The sequence below is a fragment of the Collimonas sp. OK307 genome, assembly GCF_900113705.1.
Taxonomy (GTDB): Bacteria; Pseudomonadota; Gammaproteobacteria; order Burkholderiales; family Burkholderiaceae_D; genus Collimonas.
The window spans coordinates 53,565-74,663 of record NZ_FOQI01000014.1; the positions used below are offsets into that span (position 1 = coordinate 53,565).

Sequence of the window (21,099 nt, forward strand, 5' to 3'; positions counted from 1 at the left end):
GCTGTCCTATTCAATTTTTCTATTTATGTTTTCTGTTTGACATCAACCCGGCTTGATCTTCAGCGCCGCACGATGATGCTTGAGATATTTGAAGGTCCCCATCGCCTTCGCCACCAGATGCTCGCCGTGCCATAACTCGGCATCGCAAAAGCACATGGTGGTGGAGCGATGGAACGCGCGGCCTTTGGCCACGATGCGGGCGCCGGTTTGTCCGGCAGGTTGCAGAAAACTGGTTTTCATTTCAACCGTGACTGCCGCCTCGGCTTGCGGATACAGCGAACGACCGGCCAAAGCCATGACCACATCCAGCATAGTCATCGAAACCCCGCCGTGAGTGACTTGCCAGCTATTCATGTGGTGCGGCTGCAAAGTCAACGCCAGTTCGGCCGCGCCATCGCCCATTTCGACGAATTCAACCCCGAGATAGGTCAGGAATGGATTATCGATAGGGAAAATATGTGAAGGAAACATGGTCACCGATCAGCTCAGGTAATCCATGCATTGGCGCGCTTCCCGCACCGCTCCGAAAAATGGCTTGATCGCCACATGGGTCGGATGGATCTGGTAGGCATCCAGTGCCGCCTGGGAGGTGAACTCGGAATTGAGCACCACGTCGTAGGTTGCTTCCAGCCCTGGCTGGGCAATCGCCACTTCGAATTTGAGCATGCCCGGTACTATGCCGGCGCAGCCGTCCAACATGGCTTTCATCTGCAAAGCGTTGCTGGCCTTGTCGGCGCCTTCGGCATGTTCTTTCAATTTCCAGAATACAATGTGCTTAAGGGTAAATTCAGGGGTCGCACTCATAAGATTCTCTGTTCAGTGTTGGGTAGATAGCGCATTTAGCGTCTGCCGCCATTTTACCGGTCAGGCGCCTCAGGTGTATGCTCATACCGTAAATCCTGACAAAATCAGTCATCTCATCACAGGGAAAGGCAGAGGAATCATGGCTACGAATACCGTTCGCTTTCATCGCGTGCTCCGGGCACCTCCGGAGAGAATCTATCGAGCGTTTCTTGATGCCGACGCAATGGTTAAATGGCTTCCGCCAAATGGTTTCACAGGCAAGGTCCACCATCTTGATGCGAAAGTGGGCGGCACCTATAAAATGTCGTTTGCGAACTTCGCCACGAAAAATAGCCATTCCTTTGGCGGCGAGTATCTCGAGCTGATACCGAACGAACGAATTCGGCATACGGACACATTCGACGACCCTAATTTGCCGGGGAAGATGCAGACGACCGTTTCCTTACAAAAAGTCTCCTGCGGCACTGAAGTAAACATTGTGCAAGAAGGCATACCGGAAGCCATTCCCCCCGAGGCATGTTATCTCGGATGGCAGGAATCGCTCACTCTTCTTGCGCAATTGGTTGAGGCCGAGATTCCCGGGTAATAAGTTGTCGGTACGACGATCTCCGATTCCGATTGCGGATTCAACCGTGCCGAGCCGCTTCAATTGCAGCGATGTCGATCTTTCTCATCGTCATCATGGCTTCGAACGCACGCTTGGCCGCAGCACGATCAGGATCGGCGATCGCGGCCGTCAGGGCGCGTGGCGTGATCTGCCATGACAATCCCCATTTGTCCTTGCACCAGCCGCACGCGCTTTCCTGGCCGCCGTTTCCGACAATCGCCTTCCACAAGCGGTCGGTTTCGGCCTGGTTGTCGGTCGCGACCTGGAACGAGAAAGCCTCGTTGGGCTTGAACGCCGGACCACCGTTCAGGCCGAGACAAGGAATGCCCATCACAGTGAACTCAACCGTCAGGACCGCGCCCTCCTTCCCCGCCGGATAGTCGCCAGGCGCGCGATGGACTGCCCCCACCGCGCTGTCCGGGAACGTCTCGGCGTAGAACGTCGCGGCGTCCAGTGCGGCGCCGTCGAACCAAAGACAAATCGTGTTTTTGCTGACCATGTTGGTTCTCCTGAACTGGAACAGATGAAGGGACCCCACTCACCCATCAACATTTGGGCTGAGTTGCCAGGCCACACGTTTCTTCGATTTAATTTCGTGAAAATAGTGCCGGGAAAATTCCTGTCCCCTTTGATTAATCTTGCGGCGCAACTTAATCATAAGATTTTCTATATTGCGACCAAAATTATTCTCGCGTGCGAACACTTCGCCAAAAGCGGATATTGTCGTTTTACAAAATTGCCAGCTGACCTGCCAAGGTTGCTCTTTGTGAAAAACAGCTATTGCGCAGAGAGTCTCGGCTTACGTTCCACCTCTGAAAAAGAGGCCTCCAGAATTCGGCGCTGTCGCTTGAATGAAAAGGTCATCACCCCAGAAATATTAATTGGTCAAACATTCGCGAAATTACATTTTTCTATTCCTGTCCTTGTCGCAACCATCATGCCCACCCGCTCCGTATTGGCCGCGCTACGTGCTTGAGGGTGGCGTGGTACTAAAAAAGTAGGCGGAAAATTAAATGCTTGCGGTACACGTTGAGCATCCGGCCGCCAGATCAGGATTTGGGAGGCGCCTCAACTCCAGAATATGCTTGGGAATTTGAGAAAAAGGGGCATGAGGTGAATGTGCGCGTCGAAGGCCAACTTGTCTTCAACACAAGCACTCAGATTGTCACAGCAGCGCTGGCCGGATTCGGGTTGGCCTATGTTCCCGAAGCTGTGAAGTAACGAAATCAGCTGCTTTGAATTTTCACAAAAAAACTAAACTTGTAGATATCAATACGAATGTGTAGGATTACCTACATGAACACATATCTCTTACTCATTACCAGCCTTCCAACAGAGAACGCAACGGCCCGCATGCGTGCCTGGAGAGCACTTAAGGCGAGCGGCGCGGCCGTCTTGCGCGACGGCGTTTATTTGATGCCGGAGCGCGAAACCTGCCGTAACATGCTTGAGACAGTCGCTGCTGATGTACTGTCTGGCGGCGGCACCGCCTTTGTCTTGCGCGTTGAAGAGCCCGATGGCGCTAATTTTGTTGGACTATTCGACCGCAGCGAGGACTACGCGGCATTGTTGGCAGACACCGCCAAGGCACAGGAAACACTCACCGCCGACACCGTACTGGAAACGCTCAAGCAGATTCGCAAGCTGCGTAAATCCTTTGCTGGCCTTGCCGATATCGACTTCTTCCCCGGTGAAGCGCAACGACAAACCGACGCAACCCTCCAGGAGCTGGAGCTGACAGCAGCCCGCGTGCTGGCGCCGGATGAACCTCATCCAGTCCATGGAACCATCTCCCTTCTGTCATTGCAACAATACCAGGGACGCACTTGGGCAACGCGGCGCCGTCCCTGGGTGGATCGGCTGGCCTGTGCCTGGCTGATCCGTCGCTTCATTGATCCAAAAGCGCGGCTGTTGTGGCTGGCATCTCCGAGCGACTGTCCCGCCGATGCCTTGGGTTTTGACTTCGACGGCGCGACCTTCAGCCATGTAGGAAGCCGTGTCAGTTTCGAGGTGCTGCTGGCGAGTTTCGGCCTTGAGCAAGCAGCGCTCAAGCGTCTTGGCGCGCTAGTGCATTACCTTGATGTTGGCGGTGTGCAGCCGCCGGAGTCGGCAGGAATAGAAAGCGTCCTCGCGGGGCTGCGCAAAGCCATCTCCGATGACGACCAACTTCTGGCGACAGCCAGCAATGTGTTCGATGGGCTGCTGACTGCCTTTCAACAAGAAGCCACGCCGCAACAGGAATCGTAATCATGGATCAAACGAGTAAACCGACTTACACCTTGTGGCAGTTGATCCTGTACTTTCTGCGCCTGGGCACGTTTGGCTTTGGCGGGCCGGTTGCACTGGTTGGCTATATGCATCGGGACCTGGTCGAGCGTCGCGGCTGGATCAGCGAGTCGGACTACAAAGAGGGATTAGCGCTGGCGCAGATCGCGCCCGGTCCGCTGGCCGCGCAACTCGGAATTTATATGGGATTCGTACATTTCCGGTTGCTCGGCGCGACAGTGGCAGGACTTGCCTTCGTGTTGCCATCGTTCCTGATGGTGGTTGCGTTAGGATGGGCCTATGTGGCGTTCGGCGGGCTAACCTGGATGCAATCCGTTTTCTATGGCGTGGGTGCTTCCGTGATCGGCATCATGGCAATAAGCGCACATAAGCTTGCCAGCAAGAACCTGGGGCGCGACAAGCTGTTGTGGGGTATCTTTTTATTGCTGGCGGCCGTGACCATCATCACGCAGTCTGAAATTTCCTTGCTGTTCATTGGCGCGGGCGTCCTGGTTTGGTTGATTCGCTGCAAACCTAGATTCGGTACATCGAGCCTAGCTGTGCTGTTGCCGACGCAGTTGCCGAATATCGCCCTCGCGTCGGCGACGGATGCCAACACCCTGATTCAGATTGCACTCTTTTTCACCAAAGCCGGCGCCTTCGTGTTTGGCTCGGGCCTGGCCATCGTGCCATTTCTCTATGGTGGCATTGTGACTGAACATCACTGGCTTACCGAAAAGCAGTTTGTCGACGCCGTGGCCGTCGCCATGATTACGCCCGGACCGGTGGTGATCACTACCGGCTTCATCGGCTACTTGATTAGTGGTCTGCCAGGCGCCGTTCTGGCCGCCGTAGGAACATTTGTGCCCTGCTACCTGGCGACTGTCATCGCTGCACCGTACTTCAAGAGATACGGCAAGCTGCCCGCACTGATTGCCTTCGTCGATGGCATCACAGCGGCCGCCATTGGCGCGATTGCTGGTTCGGTGGTGGTGATTGCACAGAGGTCAATTATCGACATTCCCACCGCACTGTTGGCGCTGGCAACTGCCGCGCTGCTATGGAAATTCAAGAAACTGCCTGAACCAATCATCGTGATTGGCGCGGCACTGATCGGGATCGCGGTGTACCCATTGCTACATCACTGACCTGACACCACCAGGAGCTATTCAAAAACATACAGTGGGACATGGTGGCGAGCCGGATTGCTGCAGTGTCAAAAGCGTAGGCGTGACATTTGAAATAGAGGAGAAGCATCATGAAATGGATTACCCGCGAGCGCCCAAAGATCGACCGCATCGCTTGTCCGTGGCTGGTGGCTCGCTTTATCGATCAGCAACCCGAATTCCTCTATGTTCCTCCTGGTGACGTGCTGCGCGTTGCCAATGAAATCGGCGCGATTCCCTACGACATACCAGGTGTGGAATTGACCCATGACGGAGAATTGTGCAGTTTCGATGCCTTCCTCAAGAAATACGAACTTGACGATCCTGCGTTGAGCCAGCTCGCGCTTATTGTGCGCGGCGCCGACACCTCGCGGCTAGATCTGACGCCGCAATCTGCCGGGTTATACGCCTTGTCGCTGGGGCTGTCGCAAAATTTCGATGATGACCATGAGATGCTAAAACAGGGCATGGTGATGTATGACGCTCTCTACGCGTGGTGCAAGCGATGCCAAAATGAGACACATAATTGGCCGCCGAAAATGTGACACATTGTATTTCTTTAAATTAAATGTGCCGCAAGGCTCATGGCGCGGCGTTCCCAGCGAACGCTGTGGTTCCAACTGCGTAGAGGCTGCCCCGATCAATCTATCCCGCATATGCATCTATTCGCTCAGCAATTTATAAGCAATAGCCCACATCGTGATGCCGACAACAACCTCCAGTACCCGCCACGACATCGGCTTGGCGAAAATCGGCCGGAGCCACGCAGCGGCATAACCCAGCGAAAAAAAGAAGACGAACGACGACAGCATTGCACCGGCGGCGAACAGGCCTCTTTCGCCGGGAAACTGGGTTGAAACGGAACCGATCAGCAGCACGGTATCGAGATAGACATGCGGATTAAGCCAGGTGAGCGCGGCACAAGTCAGCAGCGTTGGCAGCAAAGCCGCTTTTATGTCATCGGCCTGCCGCAGCACGTCTGACGAACGCCAGGCGGTGATGAAGCTTTTCGCGCCGTACACGATCAGGAAGGCAGCGCCGCCATAGCGCATGACAGGCATCAGCCACGGCGCGCGGTCGATGATGATGCCCAGGCCCATTACGCCGAACAATATCAGGATGGCGTCAGAAGCCGCGCAAGTCAGGCAAACCAGGAAAACATGCTCGCGCTTAAGCCCTTGTTTGAGAACAAAGGCATTTTGTGCACCGATGGCGAGAATGAGTGAAAGACCGAGGGAAAAACCAGAGATTGCAGCGTTCATAAAGACTTTATGAAATTGTAATCATATCGCTTCCGGGTCGCCTAGTGCAAACCCGTGGCCGGCAAGTCTTCATCGCTTTCGCCCCACGACTGGCCGTCGATGCGCCTGCTGGATACAAACCGGGCCAAGGCTGGATCGGTGATGAAGCTGGCGGCGGAACTGGCGGCCAGTATCGCTTGCGGCGATTGCGGCTTGGCCACCACGTAACCCTGCACGTAATCGACGCCCAGCTTTGCCAGTGCTTCGATCATCGCGCAATCCTCCACCCACTCGGCGATGCTTTTCATGCCGAGGTTGCGCGCCAGTTCGACAATGGCTTCGACAATCGCCTCATTGGCCGGGTGCGTATTCATGCTTTGAATGAAAGCACCGTCAATTTTCAAGGCATCTGCGGACAAGCTCTTGAGGTAAGTGAACGAGGTATAGCCGGCACCGAAATCGTCCAATGCGATTTTTGCGCCCAGCGCCTGCAAACGTTGAATGATGCGGCTGGTATGCTCCAGATCGTGCAGCGCGACGCTTTCGGTGATTTCGATGCATAGCATGGGCACCACTTGCGGATGTTTACCCAGTATTACAAAAAGATCCTGGATGAATCTTTCATCGTTCAGCGAAGCGCCGCTCAAATTCACGCAGACAAATTTTGTCAGCGGCAACTGCGACTGGTGCTGTGCCAGCCACTCCAGCACCGTGCTCATGACCCAGCGGTCAATCACCGCAATGTTGCCGTTTTCTTCTGCAGCCGCAACCACCTTGGTTGCCGGCACCACCTTGTTGTCGGCATCGCGCAGCCGCAGCAGTACTTCGAAATTGAGCGAAGCTTCGGGTTCGCGCAACGACATGATCGGCTGCATTTCGACAAACAAACCTGCCGGCAGGAATTCTCCGCCCAGGCGCTCTATCAAACTGAGCTCTTCCAGCCGCTCGCGGAATACCGGCGCATTTTTTTGATACACCACAATATGCTCATCGTGCGCTTTCTTGGCTTCCCGGCAGGCGCGATCGGCGGCTGAGATGGCATCCTGGACGCGCATGCCTGCATCGACTTCAATCAGCCCTATCGAGCCTTTTACCTGGAATGCGCGGGCGCCGATGTGGTACGACTGGTAGCTGATTTTTTGAACAATGGCGCGACAGATATCAGTCGCAGCACCAATATCTCTATCCCGGAACAGGATGATGAACTCGTCGCCGCCGATGCGGCCTATGTAACTGTCGCCCGTCAGCAATTCCTGCACCCGCTGGCACAACTGCTTCAGGACCTCATCGCCGGATTGATGGCCAAACAGATCATTGATCAGCTTGAAGCGATCCAGATCGAGATAGGCTAACGCCAGCGGCCGGTCATCGGCCTGACGTTCGATCGCTTGTTCCAGCATGATTTCAATGCCGCGGCGGTTAAGGACAGCGGTCAACGGGTCATGCTCGGCAAAGAACCGCAAGCGCTGCACAGTCTGGGACCGATCCGTAATGTCTTGCAAGGATCCCTCGATGCGGCCATTGGCGAAGGTGGCGGTAACCAGGTAAAAACTGGCCTCGCCATCTGCATTGGCGATGCCGCGCAGTTCTGCCTCATTGCTGCCGCCTGCGGAAACGATATGCAGCAATTTCTCGCGCCCGCCGGGTTCGAAATAATCATCCCACTTCCCCATCGGCTGACCGCTGACATCATGCCTCAGGATCTTTTCCAGGGCCGGATTGGTGCGCACAAAACTCCCGTCCGCAGCCAACGTAAACAAGCCGATTGGCGTTACCTCGTAGGTAGTTCGCAGTTCGGCCTGCGCCAAAGCGAGCTCGCGTTTTCCGGCTCGCATTTGTTCTGCAAAGGCGAACGACGCCATCAAGCTCGACAACAATGCCACGATCACGTTGTTGGGCACTTCGTCCAGAGTCTTGATACCGAACGCGGCGGCGATCACTTCATCGACGCGCGTAAACAACACCATGAACATGGATGCGCAATACCACAGCACCGCTCGGGTGCGCGCCTTCCAGACGATGCGCGCCAGCAGGAACACCAATATGACGATACCGGCTATCGTCCAGCCCCACAAAACCGGAAGAAAGCGTTGATACGGCAGAACCACGGCGGCGGCCAGCAGGCTCAGTCCCAGCCAGCGCAAAACATTTTGCAAGAAAACATAGCCGACCTGCTTCAACTCAGCCTGGAACAATCGTCCGAACAAAGTGAACGTGACAACGTAGTAGGTTGCGAATGTGATTTTGCGGACCCAGGGCAGCCATTGATTCGGAATGGTCCATATCAGCCAATGTGCGTCCCATCCCATGGCATTTGCGCCAAGGCGCAGATTTCCCAGCAGCCAGATGGCAAACAATACATACATCCACTCGCGATTGATAAATGCCGCCACCAGCACAAACAAGGTCAATGTCAGCAGTCCGCCTTCCATCAAGCCAATGCCGCGGAAAAATTCTTTTTGCGACTGTTCGAAATCGGTATGTGTCCACAGGCGCACTGAAATCCGCGCGGGACCGGAAAAGACGCTCTTGCACAGCAAGTTAAGCGGTAGCGCGCCGGGAGCGAACGACAAGATGAACCCGGTCTTTTCAGCTTTGATCTGGCCTTCCACCCCGTCACGGCTGGCCGTTCCGAGTAAACGCTGGCTGGCGCCGTCCCAACAGCTCAACTGTTGCGCATGACGCGAAGGCAGCTCGACCACGGTCTGCCCGGAATCTGTGGCTGCCGGCACCAAAAACGAAAACCAGAACGGCGTCTCCAGCAATTGCGTATTGCTACCGGTTTGCAACGGCGTAGCCGCCAACTCCTGCAATGCCTGCACGGGTAGCAAGCGCTGTTCGGGATCGCTCAATACATGGAACGGCGAAGGACTCGGATCGCTATGCCCGAAATGGCTGTCGAGCGTAGCGAACGCGATGATCGTGAATACGGCAACCAGCACCGGCACCAATACAACCGAGAAATAAAACCCCATCCAGTCTTGGGGCTTCATGTTCCTGTTAAATTTTTTCGGCGTATCGGCATGAAAAAGCCACATAAACTTCATATCCGTAGAGTGAGAGGGTTCTACTGTACTGCAAAAAAAAGACACATTATTTCTTTTTACTACAAACAATAACACCCTCTCATTGGTACGTTTTAGCAATACCTAGTTAAATGGCTGACTCGCGGGCTTACTTGCGGACTTACTTGCGGGCTTGCGGGTGTCCAATTGCCCCGCCGGCCTATCGTAGTTTACCTGATTGAATTGATCTGCCAGCATATGGGGTGGCGATTCCAACATCAAATCCGGATGGTGCATCTCGAATATCAGCCCAAACAGCGGATGACCGGCAGCAGCCCAGCGCTGACGGGCTGTTGCAACGTCGAATGCCATCACGCGATGAGGCAGATTACCGACATGTTGCATCGGGATGAATTGCCGCCCCTGAAAAACGTCCTGGAACAGCAAGGCGTCATATTGCCGGTCCAAAGGGAAACGTGCAGTGATCACCATCCAGTCAATGCCATTTTCGACACAGTATTCAAAATAGGCTTTAAACAGCATGGTCTTGACGACCTTGCCAATTTGATTCGAGGTGACGCCTAACCGTGTCGCCTCCGCCAGGCTGCGACCCTGCAACCAATCCGGTAAAGTGACCGACTGCTCCAGTCCCAAGGCTTTGAAACGATTGGTTTGAATACGCATCGTGCCTAACGATGAACCGTCGAGCTTGGACTCGGCCAGCAGCACAATCGTATCCGGCGCAAGATCCGCCGCCTCGAAGTGCAGCAGGTTCTGTGCAAGCTCGGGCAGATGACGGCTATATGCCGCATGACGAATTCCCACGGCCTTCTGCAAAGCCTGCTGGTCGCTCACTATCTTGATGGTGAATGGCAGGCGCTCTTCCGGTAGCGCTGCGGTAGTAACGCCTCCAGGAAAAGACGATGAAATGAAGCTGTCCTCGCTGTGATAGGAGAACGTGTTTGCTATCTGGTCTTGTTTCATTTTGAGTGCTCCGAAGTGAAAACATGGTTAGCCGCTTTATGCATCAATTGCATCGCGGTATTGCCAGATTCTCACGTTCGGAACACTGTAGAAAACTAAACCCTGTTTACAGTCCCGCCTTTGCTACAAATAATTGCCTAAAAACAATTTATTTGACCAAATATTTTCCTTGAGGAAATAAATGGCATGCATCAATGCTGCCCGCCTCCCAAATAGGCTGCTTTGACTGCCGGGTCGCTCTTCAACTTTTCTGCCGGGCCATGCACTGAAATCCGCCCGTTTTCCAACACATAACCGTAATCGGCGACATTCAATGCGGCGGCCGCAAATTGCTCAACCAGCAGCATGGTCACGCCCTCCTCCTTGAGGCGGGAGATGATGCGGAACACTTCTTCCACCAGGATCGGCGCCAGTCCCATCGATGGCTCGTCCAGCAAAATTACTTCCGGATTGAGCATGACGGCGCGCGCCATTGCCAGCATCTGCTGTTCGCCGCCCGACAAGGTGCCGGCCAGCTGGCTTTGACGCTCTTTCAGGCGCGGAAACAGCTCTAGCGCCCGTTCCAGATCGAGCTTGATGTCGCCGCGCGGACGCAGGCGGGTAAACCGCGGGAAGGCGCCGAGCAGCAGATTATCGACCACGCTCATGGTGGCAAACACACGCCGCCCCTCAGGTGAATGCGCCAGTCCGGCACGGGCGATTTTATGAGAAGCCAGGCCGGTAACGTCGACGCCGGCCAAAGTAACGCTGCCGGATTTGGCCTTGATCATGCCGGAGATGGCGCGCATGGTGGTGGTCTTGCCGGCGCCGTTGGAGCCGATCAACGTTACCACTTTACCTTTTGGCACCTCCAGCGAAATGCCGTGCAGTACTTCAACCTTGCCATACGCGGCATGCAAATTCGAAATCGAGAGCATCTTATGACCCCGCTGCGTTGGATGTGGATGGCGCGCCATGGGCGGTATCGTCTTCATCGGCAGCTTCGCCGGCAGTGCCACCGAGATAGGCCTCGATCACCTTAGGATCGCTTTGCACCGCAGCCGGTTTGCCTTCAGCGATTTTCTGACCGAAATCGAGCACCGTCACCGTATCGGAAATCGACATGACTACATCCATATGATGTTCAATCAGGATGATCGTAATGTCATGCTGCCGGATCTTCTGGATGATCGCGATCAGCTCCTTGATATCTGGCGCGGTCAAGCCTGCGGCAGGTTCGTCCAGCAGCAGCAATTCCGGATTCAAGCCAAGTGCGCGGCCGATTTCCAGCAAGCGTTGTTTGCCATAGGGCAGATTGCGCGCCTCTTCAGCGGCCAGCCCGCTCAGTCCGACGAATTGCAAGATGCTGGCGGCGCGTTCTCGTGCCGCCTGTTCTTCACGCCGATAACGTGGCGTATGGAAGATCACATCCAATATATTGCTGCGGAAAGTGTGGTGCAGGCCGACCAGCACGTTTTCAGTGGCCGTCATTTCACCGAACAACTGCACATTCTGGAAAGTGCGGGCGACGCCGCCAAGCGCAATTGCCGACGGTGTCGAACCGGAAATCGTCTTGCCGTTGAACACGACCTTGCCGGCGGTCGGTTTGTAGATGCCGGTAAGCACATTCATCATGGTGCTCTTGCCCGAGCCGTTCGGTCCGATCAAGCCATGCACGCTGCCTTTGACGACATCCAGGTTGACCTCGTTAAGCGCCTTCAGGCCGCCGAACTGCATCAGTATTTTCTGGCCGCTCAACAAGGTAGTGCCAACTGCAACGCTGCCGGCGGCTGGCGCCCATGCTTGCCCGCCAGCTGCAACCACGCTTGACTGCTTGCCGCCAGCAACCGCCTTATGACCCAACAGGTTGCGCGCGAAGCCGACAATCCCGTCCTGCAGGTAATACACCACGAACAACGTCATCAACCCGAATACTGTCAGGCGCCAGTCGGTAATATTTTCCAGCCGATAGGAAAAAATCGCCATGCCGATAGTCGCCACCAGCGGCACCGCCACTTCGCGCAAGGTTTTGCGTTTCTTCCATAACAGGAAGGTGCTTGCCAGCACGCCGATTACTGCCGCGACGGTAGCTATCTGACGGAATAATTCAATGTCTGCCAGCAAGCTCGGCAACATGACTACGATCAAGGCGCCGATCAACGACCCGGTGCGGCTCTTGCGGCCACCCATGATGACCGCCAGCAGGAACAGGATCGTTAATTCGAAGTTATAGGTATTCGGCGAAATATATGCTTCCGAATAGGCGTAGAGACAGCCCGCCAACCCGGCCAGCGCAGCGCTGATCACAAACGCAATCACCTTGTAGCGATACACCGAGACCCCCATGCAGTCGGAGGCGATCGGGCTATCGCGCAACGCCTGGAAGGCGCGTCCCAGATGCGATTTGACGATCCGGTGCACCACAATCAGCGACAACACCATCAAGGCGGCGACCAGGTAGAAATATTCCACTTCATCGAGCCGATGGCCAAAGAAATCCGGCTTGTTCAGCTTGATCCCCATCGGACCTTCCGTCAGGAAGCTCATTTCATTGATCAGGATCTGGATGATGGTGCCGAACGCCAGCGTCACCATGGCCAGGTAAGGACCGGTCACCCGCAATGCAGGCAAGGCAAGGACGGCGCCGAATATGGCGGTAACCGCCAGGCTGGCGGGCGCGGCGATCAGAAATGGCCAGCCGAGCTTGAACACCAGCACACCGGTAGTGTAGGAACCAATGCCGAACAAACCCGCGTGCCCGAGCGAGACCTGGCCGGTATAGCCGACCACGATATCCAGGCCGAACAGCAGGATGGCGTAAATCAGGATGGTCTCGGCCAGGTGGATGTAATACGGATTCGGAATAACCTGCGGAAAGGCCACCAGCAACAGGATGCCGGCTACCGCCAGTGCAAATAGTTTTTTATTCATATTTACACCTTCTTGATCGCTGTTTTACCGAACAAGCCTGCCGGTTTGATGGCCAGCACCAGCAGCAACAGCACCAGGCCCGGCACTTCCTTGTATCCGGTCGAGATATAAAACCCGGTCAGCGTCTCCGCAATGCCCAGGATCAGCCCGCCGACGATCGCTCCCATGCCCGAAGTCAGGCCGCCGATAATCGCTACCGCAAAGGCTTTCAAACCCAGCGCAGTACCCATGGTGGCGCCGGTCAGTGTCAGCGGCGCTACCAGCACGCCGGCAAAGGCGGCCGTCGCCGATGACAAAGCGTAGGAAAACGTAATCACCATGCTGGTGTTGATACCCATCAGGCCGGCGGCATCGCGATCGTTAGAAGTCGCTACCACGGCTTTGCCGTAAATCGACTTGCGATTGAACAGTTCGACTGCCAGCATCATCGCCAGCGCGCCCACGACCACAACAATCTGCATCAGCTGGACATTGGCGCCGAACACCTGGAACGGCGTGGAAGACAACGGCGAAGGGAATGTCAGGTCGTCTTTACCCCAAATGTTTTCAGCGACGTTCTTGAAGATGATCGCCAGCGCAATGGTCGACATGATCCAGCCGAACTCCGATTTGATCTTGAGCGCCGGACGCACCCCGATCCATTCGACCACAACGCCTTGCAGCGCGCCGAATGCAATCACCACCGGAATCATCAGCCAATAATTCAGATAAGGGCCGCCGTGGATATTGCCGACCAGGCTGAGCCCGACCAGCGCGCCCAGCATCAGTGCCTCGCCCTGGCCAAAATTGAGGGTGCCGGAAGTGGCGAAAGTGAGTTGATAACCGAAAGCGATCACCGCGTAGATCATGCCTAGCGCGATACCGCTGAAGACGAGTTGCAGCAGAATTTCCATGATATAGATCCAAGAGACAGCGATAGCCGAAGTTCGGCAAGACAATACTGCCGTTTGACGCAATAAGTCCAGCCGGCTTACTGCGCAGGCTGGAACCCGTATCGCTCAAACGGATGTTTGGCCGGAGCAGAGCGCAACAGACAACGCTGCGCTCCGGCCTCCTATCACTTGGCTAATACCACACGGCCATTCTTGACCTCGCCGATCATCACCATGTTTGGCTTGATCGCTTCGTGGTCATCATGGGTATAAGGCTTGGTGTAATTGGTCACCACACCCTCCACGGTGCCATTCAGATTTTCCAGCGCCTCACGCACTTTGACGCCGTCGGTGCTGCCGGCCTGCTTGATCGCTGCTGCCAGCAGATAGATCGAGTCATAGCCTTGTGCTGCCGACACCGGGGAAGGCATGCGATCGATCTTGTAGGTTTTCTGATAGGCTTCGATGAAGGCCTTGCGTTTGGCTGTGTTGCCATCCTGGATGAAGGTTTGCGGCATGCGCGCGCCATCGCCGTTCTTGCCGGCGTTGTCGATGAAGTTACCCATCGACAAGGTCCAGCTGCCGATGATCGGCACTTTCCAGTTGAGCTTTTCCATGCCGTTGGCAATCTGCGCCAGTTCCGGGCCGATACCGTAAGTCAGCACCACCTCGGCGCCGCCTTGCTTGGCCTTCAGCAGCTGGGCAGTCATGTCGACATCTTTCAGGTTGTATTTTTCAACTGCAACCGGTTTGATGCCCTTGGCAGCCAAGGCTTTCTCCAGATCTTCGCGACCAAGTTGACCATAGTTGGTCGAGTCGGCCAGGATCGCTACCTTGGTGTGTTTTTGACGAACCACCGCTTCGTCGACGATCATCGCCGACTGGATCGTATCGTTGGCAGAGGTACGGAATACGTAATTATCTTTTTGATCCGGCGCCACGAACTGCTTGGTGATAATGCTGCCGGTGGCGACATTATTCATGACCGGGATCTTGGCGTCCTGATAGAAGCGCTGCGAAGCCAGGGCGACGCCGGTGTTGATGAAGCCGACCGTGCCGACCACTTTTTCCTTGTTGATCAGTTCTTGCGCAACCTGGACGCCGCGTTCATTCTTGGCTTCGTCATCGCGCTCGACCAATTGTATCTGGCGCCCCAGCACACCACCCTTGGCGTTGATGTCTGCAACCGCCAGCTTGACACCGTCACGCATCGATACGCCCATAGGCGCCGAACCGCCGGTGAATGGACCTGTGACGCCAATTTTAATCGGCTCTGCAGCACCTGCGGCCAGCGTCCAGCTTACCAATGCCGCTGCCACACATGCTTTGCTTATGTAGTTCATGTCGTCTCCTCCGTGTTTTTATATTGGTGAGCGCCGGCATTCGCAGAAACCGGGCAGCCCTCTTAGGGTAAAACGTGATCCAGATACTGCAATATATGTTATCTGATATACAGATGCCTCAGCATTTCAGGCCACCCTTACAGCTTCCTGACAACCTCCGTCTTTCCGGTCTTATAGTCGTTATACGTTTCTGCAGGCAGTGTCTTTACGTTTGCTACAGGCGAAAAAAATCCCCGGCAAGCCAGGGATTTTTACGATGCTCAGTTTATTTCAACTGAGTGAGCTATGAATTAGATAGCTTGGATGTTCGAAGCTTGCTTACCCTTTGGGCCAGCAGTAACTTCGAAAGAAACACGTTGGTTCTCTTGCAGCGACTTGAAGCCGGAAGAATTGATTGCGGAGAAGTGCGCGAACAGATCTTCACCACCTTCGTCAGGAGTAATAAAACCAAAACCCTTCGAATCATTGAACCACTTTACGATACCAGTTGCCATTACATTTCCTATTTCAGTTAAGTTGGGCTGTCGCCCGTTAGATCGTTTGAAGCAAGAAAGAAATGACAGACTAATACTGCACTACTAGCTCGAATCTTAAACGATGTCCCATTATAACCGATAATTTCACTTAAAACACTCGGTACGCAAATAAAAGTTGCGCGGGGAGAAAGAGTTGCGTTTTTGACTGCGCAATCCGATTGTTCTACCCAATAATTTCGACACGTGATTTTACCCTATATCCATGCCTTACTTCACGTCTTGCCTATATAAATAATACCCATAACAAATGCGCCCATCCTGCTACAGCTGCTTTTTTTGCCGGAAAGGAATATTCTATGGCCTTGCACCAATTCCAGCCCCCACATGACAGGCCCCGCCTCCAGCAGTCCCGAATCAGAATCCATCCTGAGCCACCGTCCGTTTACGCTGTTCTGGGGCGCGCGTGTCGCCTCCACCGTCGCCAATCAGATGCAGATCGTCGCCGTCGGCTGGCAAGTCTATCAACTCACGCATAGCGCTTTCGATCTCGGCATGGTCGGTTTGGTGCAATTCCTTCCAGCCTTGTTCCTGGCCTTGCTGGTCGGCCATGTCGCTGACCGTTACGACCGCCGCAAGATTGCACGCATCTGCCTGTTCCTGAAAGGATCGGCGGCCGCAACCCTGGCGCTTGGCAGCATTTACGGCTGGCTCGACAAGGACGCCATCTTTGCCATCGTCTTCGTGATCGGCGCCACACATGCTTTTGAATCGCCCACGTTACAGGCGCTGCTGCCCGGACTGGTGCCAGCCCGATTGCTGCCGCGCGCGATCGCCTGGTCGGCATCGGCCACGCAAACCGCGGTGATTATCGGTCCGGCCCTGGGCGGGTTCATCTACGTGTTCGGCCCGAGCGCCGTGTACTCAAGCAGCAGCGTCCTGTTCATTGCTGCCAGCCTGCTGGTGTCGCTGATCCGGATTGAGAGCATCCTGCCTCGACGCGAACCGGCTACCCTCAACTCCCTGCTTGCGGGGATTGCCTTTATCAAGAGCCGGCCTGCCATCCTTGGCGCCATCTCACTCGATCTGTTCGCTGTCCTGCTGGGCGGCGCCACTGCCCTGCTGCCGATCTACGCCCACGACATTCTCGCCACCGGCCCGCTCGGCCTAGGCCTGCTGCGCTCGGCGCCGGCGGTGGGCGCGTTGTCAACCGCGATCTTCCTGGCCCGGCGGCCGCTCAAGAGACGTGTCGGCCGCAGCATGTTTATTGCGGTTGCCGTGTTTGGCCTGGCAACCATCGTCTTCGCCCTGTCCCGTTCATTTGTACTGTCGTTGGCGACACTGGTGGTGCTCGGCGCCTCCGACATGATCAGCGTGGTGGTGCGCTCATCCTTCGTGCAACTGGAAACGCCGGACCATATGCGGGGTCGCGTCAGCGCCGTCAATTCTGTATTCATCGGCACTTCGAACCAACTGGGCGAATTTGAATCTGGCATCACTGCGGCCTGGCTCGGCCCGGTGCCGGCGGTACTGTTGGGCGGTATCGGCACGATCGCCGTGGTGGCGCTGTGGATACGGTTGTTCCCCGCTTTATTGGGCCTGGACAAACTGGCCAATCCGGCTGCACCTGTCAATCCGGCGCCGCCGGCAACGGCAACAACCAGCTAGCTGCAGGCGGCCCGCGCCCTGCAGTAAAACGGGGTTCCAGCTATACTCTCAGTCCCCGGCAGCAAAGGAAGCAACAATGCAATATCGTGAACTCGGACAAAGCAATCTCAAGGTTAGCCAGATTACGCTCGGCACCATGACCTGGGGTGAACAAAATACCGAAACAGAAGCGCATGCGCAGATCGACCTGGCGCTGGCGCACGGCGTCAACCTGATCGACACCGCGGAAATGTACCCGGTGCCGCCACGCCCCGAGACCCAAGGATCGACCGAACGTTATGTCGGCAGCTGGCTGAAAAAATCCGGCAAGCGTAGCGAAGTAATGATCGCCACCAAGGCTACCGGGCCGGCACGCAAGCCGCACAACCCGCGCCACGTACGCGGCGGCGTCAATAATTTCGATCGCAAGGGTTTGACCGAAGCTTTGAACGGCAGCCTGGAACGGTTGCAGACGGATTACGTCGATCTCTACCAGTTGCATTGGCCGGACCGTAGCGTGAATTGCTTCGGCACCCAGAATTACAGCCACATTGCAGATGAAGACACGGTGCCGATCGAAGAAACGCTGACCATCCTGGCGGACTTCATCAAGGCTGGCAAGGTACGCCACATCGGCATTTCAAACGAAACGCCGTGGGGCATTGCGCAGTTTCTCAAGGCTTCGGAAAAATTTGATTTGCCGCGCGTGGTCAGCATCCAGAATCCGTACAGCCTGCTTAACCGCACGTTTGAAATCGGCCATTCGGAGTTTGCTTTCCGTGAGCAGGTCGGATTGCTGGCTTATTCGCCGCTGGCGTTTGGCGTGCTTTCGGGGAAATACCTGAACGGGGCGCGGCCGGCAGATGGCCGCCTCACCTTGTTTGAACGTTTCAGTCGCTATACCAATCCGCAAGTCGACCGGGTTATCGGCGATTATGTAGCGCTGGCGCAAAAACACGGGCTGGATCCGGCACAGATGGCGCTGGCTTTCGTCAACAGCCGCGGGTTCGTGACCAGCAATATCGTTGGCGCCACTACGCTAAAACAATTGCAAAGCAATCTCGGCAGCATCAACCTGACGCTGAGCGAAGATATCTTGCACGAGATTGAGCTGATCCACTCGCGCCAGCCTAACCCTGCTCCTTAATCCTCCGGACTTAATCTTCAGGAGTTACGTCGGACCAGACCGGCGGCGGGCCGCCGGCTGCTATTTCAATCGGACGGCCCGCATAGCGTTTTGCCAGCACGGCGCAAACCATCAATTGAATCTGGTGGAACAGCATCAGGGGCAAAACGATCATGCCGATGGTGTGCCCGGCAAACAAGACTTTCGCCATCGGTATACCACTCGCCAGGCTTTTCTTCGAGCCGCAAAACACGATCGTGATTTCGTCTTCCTTGTTGAAACCGAGTCGGCGGCTGGCGAAGGTCGCGGTGCTCAGCATCGCAACCAGTAACAACGTGACGACCACAATCAAACCTAGCAAGGACAGCGGCGGCAGCTGCTGCCACAAACCCTGCACCACGGCCTCGCTGAATGCGGTGTAAACCACCAGCAGGATCGAGCCCTGATCCACCACCTTCAAGATAATCTTGTGCTTGTCCAGCCATTTGCTGATCCAGCGGCGAGCTATCTGGCCGGCAACAAAAGGCAGCAGCAACTGCATCACGATATTCATGATGGATTCGAACGAACCCTTGCTCTGTCCGTGCGCCACAACCACCAGTCCGACCAGCACCGGCGTCAGGAATATGCCGAGCAGGTTGGAAGCAGATGCGCTGCACACCGCCGCAGGCACATTGCCGCGGGCGACCGAGGTGAAGGCAATCGACGATTGCACCGTGGACGGCAAGGTGCACAGGAACAAGATGCCGAGATACAGATCGGGCGTCACCAGCGGCAGCAATGCCGGCTTGAACAGCAGCCCGAGCAATGGAAACAATACGAAAGTGGCAAGCAACACCGTCAAATGCAGGCGCCAGTGCAGCGCGCCCTGCACCACTGCCTCGCGCGACAGCTTGGCGCCATGCAGGAAAAACAGCAAGCCGATGGCCAGCGTAGTAATCAGGTTGAAGGACACTGCAACCTGGCCCCTGGCCGGCAACAGGCTGGCGACAAGAACCGTGGTAACCAATAACAACGTGAAGTTGTCAGGTAAAAAACGTGGGCGAACCATGATAGAGGAAACGTGCGCTAAAGTTGAAAGGGTATCCTGAAGGTTTCCCCGCCACCGCCAGCCATCTCAGCGATCAGGAAAGCGCCGGGACTGGCCAAATATGGACGGGATAGATAGACGGGATAACAACCTTCATTTTACGCACTAAAACCCAAGCGACGAAGAATTGTTGGGTTATGTTTTAAAAACGATGGGATTTCACCACAACCAGAACATCAGCAGCCAGGCAAAATTGACCAGGGCCAGGCCGGCAATCACCGGCGCCATGCTCACCAAACGGCGCGCAGACGATGTTGTATAGCGGCCGGTCACACGCCAGGCCAGCCAGACGCTCCACAAACTGGTGCCGATCAGGAGGATGGCGCGCAAGTCGTTCGCCCAGAAAATCGGCAAATGCTCGCCGCGCAACAAGCTGACGGTAGTCGCCGACAAGCCGACAAACACACCGCAGCCGGCCAACGGGATCGTGGCTTGCACCAGATGATTGAAACGCCTGCGGTCCCAGTCGCCAAGCACACGGCTGCCCAGTGCGAACAACAATGTCAGGGCAGTACCCAGCACCAGGCCGGTGGTGAGGATATAGGCGATCACCAGGCCGCCGTCGAGCCAGCTGAATACATCGTTCTGCGCCGGATAATTGGTAAACACCCACCACGGAGCATGCGTATCGAAGGGCCACATGATGTCGCGGTCGATCAGCCAGGTAGCGATAGCTTGCTTGACCTGCACAAACCAGGGACTGGCCGACCAGTGGAACGCGCCAATCGCAATCCCCATCAGGCCATACAGCGCCAGGGCGCTTTCCCACAAACTGTTTTGCTGTTTGCCGTGTTCGACGATTTCCTCGGTAGGCGCGCGCCAGGTCAATTCAATCGCATCGCGATGACCGCTGCAGCGGCCGCACATATGGCAATCGGCAGCGCCTTTCATGGCCCGCAGCGGCACCAGCGGCGCGCAGTTGACTGGAATCACCGTACGGCCTTGTGTGTGGCTGTGGGTGCCATATGAGGCGCGCCAGGCGGTTTCGTTGACTTTGTAATGGAATGGCGCCAGTTTCGCCAGCAAGCCGAATACACCGTTCACCGGACACAGGTATTTGCACCAGACCCTCTTGTCGCGGCCATACAGGTAACCGACGATGATGGCGCCGACGGTAGATCCGCCCAGCACCAGCAGCACCGCTTTGGGATATTGATAGACGCTCACCATCTGGCCGTAGATGGTGGTCAGCGCAAATGCCACGAACGGCCAGCCGCCCCAGCGCATCCAGTGCGGAATGGCTTTGCCGCGGCCATGGCGGCTGGCGAACTCGGTCAGCGCGCCTTCCGGACACAGGACGCCGCACCAGACGCGGCCCATCAACACCATGCTGATGAGCACGAACGGCCACCAGATGCCCCAGAATGCAAACTGGGCGATCAAGGTCAGGTTCGACCAGATGTGTGCGGTCTCGTCCGGCAGCGGCAAAAAGATCGGCACCAGAATCAGCAAGCCGTACACCGCCACAATCCCCCACTGCACCCAGCGAATCAGTTTCGCATGGTCCCGCATCCAGTCAGCCACGCGGGAAAGTCTTGTTTGGGGAGTTGCACAAGTATTCATCAG

Annotated in this window: 20 protein-coding genes; 7 read left to right on the forward strand and 13 right to left on the reverse strand. The window is 55.8% G+C overall.

Annotated features, from left to right (window positions below; all coding sequences use genetic code 11):
• Window positions 1-42 precede the first annotated feature (42 nt).
• Together BM205_RS17495 and BM205_RS17500 are read right to left on the reverse strand one after the other, a co-directional pair.
• Window positions 43-471 carry a PaaI family thioesterase gene (locus BM205_RS17495; RefSeq protein ID WP_092416150.1) on the reverse strand — a complete coding sequence of 143 codons (429 nt, stop codon included), beginning with the start codon at window positions 469-471 and terminating at the stop codon, window positions 43-45.
• A 9-nt stretch (window positions 472-480) separates the two neighbouring features.
• Entirely contained in the window at window positions 481-804 is a 324-nt protein-coding gene (locus BM205_RS17500; RefSeq protein ID WP_092416151.1) for a Dabb family protein, read from the reverse strand.
• A gap of 139 nt (window positions 805-943) precedes the next feature.
• Between BM205_RS17500 and BM205_RS17505 the strand changes: the two genes are divergently transcribed.
• Window positions 944-1,390, forward strand: a complete 447-nt coding sequence (locus tag BM205_RS17505) for an SRPBCC family protein (protein ID WP_092416152.1) — start codon at window positions 944-946, stop codon at window positions 1,388-1,390.
• A gap of 40 nt (window positions 1,391-1,430) precedes the next feature.
• On the opposite strand, the gene BM205_RS17510 is transcribed toward BM205_RS17505, so the two are convergent.
• A complete protein-coding gene (locus tag BM205_RS17510; RefSeq protein ID WP_092416153.1) occupies window positions 1,431-1,910 on the reverse strand; it encodes a VOC family protein in 480 nt (159 codons plus the stop codon).
• Between the two features lie 96 nt (window positions 1,911-2,006).
• Here BM205_RS17510 and BM205_RS17515 point away from each other — a divergent pair, with 96 nt between their 5' ends.
• The 4 genes from BM205_RS17515 to BM205_RS17535 all read left to right on the forward strand — a co-directional run bounded on the left by BM205_RS17515 (window position 2,007) and on the right by BM205_RS17535 (window position 5,387).
• Window positions 2,007-2,387, forward strand: coding sequence for a hypothetical protein (locus BM205_RS17515; RefSeq protein ID WP_139227308.1), 381 nt, complete (start codon window positions 2,007-2,009; stop codon window positions 2,385-2,387).
• Between the two features lie 311 nt (window positions 2,388-2,698).
• Window positions 2,699-3,658 (forward strand): chromate resistance protein ChrB domain-containing protein, encoded by a 960-nt coding sequence (locus tag BM205_RS17525; RefSeq protein ID WP_254783938.1) that lies wholly within the window; start codon window positions 2,699-2,701, stop codon window positions 3,656-3,658.
• Window positions 3,659-3,660: 2 nt separating this feature from the next.
• Window positions 3,661-4,824 carry a chromate transporter gene (locus tag BM205_RS17530; RefSeq protein WP_092416156.1) on the forward strand — a complete coding sequence of 388 codons (1,164 nt, stop codon included), beginning with the start codon at window positions 3,661-3,663 and terminating at the stop codon, window positions 4,822-4,824.
• Between the two features lie 110 nt (window positions 4,825-4,934).
• Entirely contained in the window at window positions 4,935-5,387 is a 453-nt protein-coding gene (locus BM205_RS17535) for a chromate resistance protein ChrB domain-containing protein (protein ID WP_092416157.1), read from the forward strand.
• A gap of 117 nt (window positions 5,388-5,504) precedes the next feature.
• Here BM205_RS17535 and BM205_RS17540 read toward each other — a convergent pair whose 3' ends face one another.
• The 8 genes from BM205_RS17540 to BM205_RS17575 all read right to left on the reverse strand — a co-directional run bounded on the left by BM205_RS17540 (window position 5,505) and on the right by BM205_RS17575 (window position 15,691).
• Complete coding sequence (locus BM205_RS17540; protein ID WP_092416158.1) at window positions 5,505-6,104, reverse strand: LysE/ArgO family amino acid transporter; 600 nt, start codon at window positions 6,102-6,104, stop codon at window positions 5,505-5,507.
• Between the two features lie 41 nt (window positions 6,105-6,145).
• Window positions 6,146-9,076, reverse strand: a complete 2,931-nt coding sequence (locus BM205_RS17545; RefSeq protein WP_092416238.1) for a putative bifunctional diguanylate cyclase/phosphodiesterase — start codon at window positions 9,074-9,076, stop codon at window positions 6,146-6,148.
• A gap of 156 nt (window positions 9,077-9,232) precedes the next feature.
• A complete protein-coding gene (locus BM205_RS17550; protein WP_175511307.1) occupies window positions 9,233-10,072 on the reverse strand; it encodes an N-acyl amino acid synthase FeeM domain-containing protein in 840 nt (279 codons plus the stop codon).
• A 191-nt stretch (window positions 10,073-10,263) separates the two neighbouring features.
• Window positions 10,264-10,989 (reverse strand): ABC transporter ATP-binding protein, encoded by a 726-nt coding sequence (locus tag BM205_RS17555; RefSeq protein ID WP_092416159.1) that lies wholly within the window; start codon window positions 10,987-10,989, stop codon window positions 10,264-10,266.
• Window position 10,990: 1 nt separating this feature from the next.
• On the reverse strand, window positions 10,991-12,982 hold the full coding sequence (locus tag BM205_RS17560; RefSeq protein ID WP_092416160.1) for a branched-chain amino acid ABC transporter ATP-binding protein/permease: 1,992 nt from the start codon (window positions 12,980-12,982) through the stop codon (window positions 10,991-10,993).
• Between the two features lie 2 nt (window positions 12,983-12,984).
• Window positions 12,985-13,875, reverse strand: a complete 891-nt coding sequence (locus BM205_RS17565; protein WP_092416161.1) for a branched-chain amino acid ABC transporter permease — start codon at window positions 13,873-13,875, stop codon at window positions 12,985-12,987.
• Between the two features lie 164 nt (window positions 13,876-14,039).
• Window positions 14,040-15,197 (reverse strand): ABC transporter substrate-binding protein, encoded by a 1,158-nt coding sequence (locus BM205_RS17570; RefSeq protein WP_092416162.1) that lies wholly within the window; start codon window positions 15,195-15,197, stop codon window positions 14,040-14,042.
• A 290-nt stretch (window positions 15,198-15,487) separates the two neighbouring features.
• On the reverse strand, window positions 15,488-15,691 hold the full coding sequence (locus BM205_RS17575) for a cold-shock protein (RefSeq protein ID WP_014005790.1): 204 nt from the start codon (window positions 15,689-15,691) through the stop codon (window positions 15,488-15,490).
• A 366-nt stretch (window positions 15,692-16,057) separates the two neighbouring features.
• Here BM205_RS17575 and BM205_RS17580 point away from each other — a divergent pair, with 366 nt between their 5' ends.
• Together BM205_RS17580 and BM205_RS17585 are read left to right on the forward strand one after the other, a co-directional pair.
• Window positions 16,058-17,338, forward strand: coding sequence for an MFS transporter (locus BM205_RS17580; RefSeq protein WP_092416163.1), 1,281 nt, complete (start codon window positions 16,058-16,060; stop codon window positions 17,336-17,338).
• A gap of 76 nt (window positions 17,339-17,414) precedes the next feature.
• A complete protein-coding gene (locus BM205_RS17585) occupies window positions 17,415-18,464 on the forward strand; it encodes an NADP(H)-dependent aldo-keto reductase (RefSeq protein ID WP_092416164.1) in 1,050 nt (349 codons plus the stop codon).
• Window positions 18,465-18,474: 10 nt separating this feature from the next.
• Here BM205_RS17585 and BM205_RS17590 read toward each other — a convergent pair whose 3' ends face one another.
• Both BM205_RS17590 and BM205_RS17595 read right to left on the reverse strand, forming a co-directional pair.
• On the reverse strand, window positions 18,475-19,494 hold the full coding sequence (locus BM205_RS17590; RefSeq protein WP_092416165.1) for a bile acid:sodium symporter family protein: 1,020 nt from the start codon (window positions 19,492-19,494) through the stop codon (window positions 18,475-18,477).
• Between the two features lie 198 nt (window positions 19,495-19,692).
• Window positions 19,693-21,096, reverse strand: coding sequence for a 4Fe-4S binding protein (locus tag BM205_RS17595; protein WP_175511308.1), 1,404 nt, complete (start codon window positions 21,094-21,096; stop codon window positions 19,693-19,695).
• Window positions 21,097-21,099: the final 3 nt, after the last annotated feature.

What these genes read in the sequence shown, in the direction of transcription:
- BM205_RS17495 (WP_092416150.1), bottom strand. Translation starts at nt 471, where the DNA reads ATGTTTCCTTCACATATTTTCCCTATCGATAATCCATTCCTGACCTAT.
- BM205_RS17500 (WP_092416151.1), bottom strand. Translation starts at nt 804, where the DNA reads ATGAGTGCGACCCCTGAATTTACCCTTAAGCACATTGTATTCTGGAAA.
- BM205_RS17505 (WP_092416152.1), top strand. Translation starts at nt 944, where the DNA reads ATGGCTACGAATACCGTTCGCTTTCATCGCGTGCTCCGGGCACCTCCG.
- BM205_RS17510 (WP_092416153.1), bottom strand. Translation starts at nt 1,910, where the DNA reads ATGGTCAGCAAAAACACGATTTGTCTTTGGTTCGACGGCGCCGCACTG.
- BM205_RS17530 (WP_092416156.1), top strand. Translation starts at nt 3,661, where the DNA reads ATGGATCAAACGAGTAAACCGACTTACACCTTGTGGCAGTTGATCCTG.
- BM205_RS17535 (WP_092416157.1), top strand. Translation starts at nt 4,935, where the DNA reads ATGAAATGGATTACCCGCGAGCGCCCAAAGATCGACCGCATCGCTTGT.
- BM205_RS17540 (WP_092416158.1), bottom strand. Translation starts at nt 6,104, where the DNA reads ATGAACGCTGCAATCTCTGGTTTTTCCCTCGGTCTTTCACTCATTCTC.
- BM205_RS17545 (WP_092416238.1), bottom strand. Translation starts at nt 9,076, where the DNA reads ATGAAGCCCCAAGACTGGATGGGGTTTTATTTCTCGGTTGTATTGGTG.
- BM205_RS17550 (WP_175511307.1), bottom strand. Translation starts at nt 10,072, where the DNA reads ATGAAACAAGACCAGATAGCAAACACGTTCTCCTATCACAGCGAGGAC.
- BM205_RS17555 (WP_092416159.1), bottom strand. Translation starts at nt 10,989, where the DNA reads ATGCTCTCGATTTCGAATTTGCATGCCGCGTATGGCAAGGTTGAAGTA.
- BM205_RS17560 (WP_092416160.1), bottom strand. Translation starts at nt 12,982, where the DNA reads ATGAATAAAAAACTATTTGCACTGGCGGTAGCCGGCATCCTGTTGCTG.
- BM205_RS17565 (WP_092416161.1), bottom strand. Translation starts at nt 13,875, where the DNA reads ATGGAAATTCTGCTGCAACTCGTCTTCAGCGGTATCGCGCTAGGCATG.
- BM205_RS17570 (WP_092416162.1), bottom strand. Translation starts at nt 15,197, where the DNA reads ATGAACTACATAAGCAAAGCATGTGTGGCAGCGGCATTGGTAAGCTGG.
- BM205_RS17575 (WP_014005790.1), bottom strand. Translation starts at nt 15,691, where the DNA reads ATGGCAACTGGTATCGTAAAGTGGTTCAATGATTCGAAGGGTTTTGGT.
- BM205_RS17580 (WP_092416163.1), top strand. Translation starts at nt 16,058, where the DNA reads ATGACAGGCCCCGCCTCCAGCAGTCCCGAATCAGAATCCATCCTGAGC.
- BM205_RS17585 (WP_092416164.1), top strand. Translation starts at nt 17,415, where the DNA reads ATGCAATATCGTGAACTCGGACAAAGCAATCTCAAGGTTAGCCAGATT.
- BM205_RS17590 (WP_092416165.1), bottom strand. Translation starts at nt 19,494, where the DNA reads ATGGTTCGCCCACGTTTTTTACCTGACAACTTCACGTTGTTATTGGTT.
- BM205_RS17595 (WP_175511308.1), bottom strand. Translation starts at nt 21,096, where the DNA reads ATGAATACTTGTGCAACTCCCCAAACAAGACTTTCCCGCGTGGCTGAC.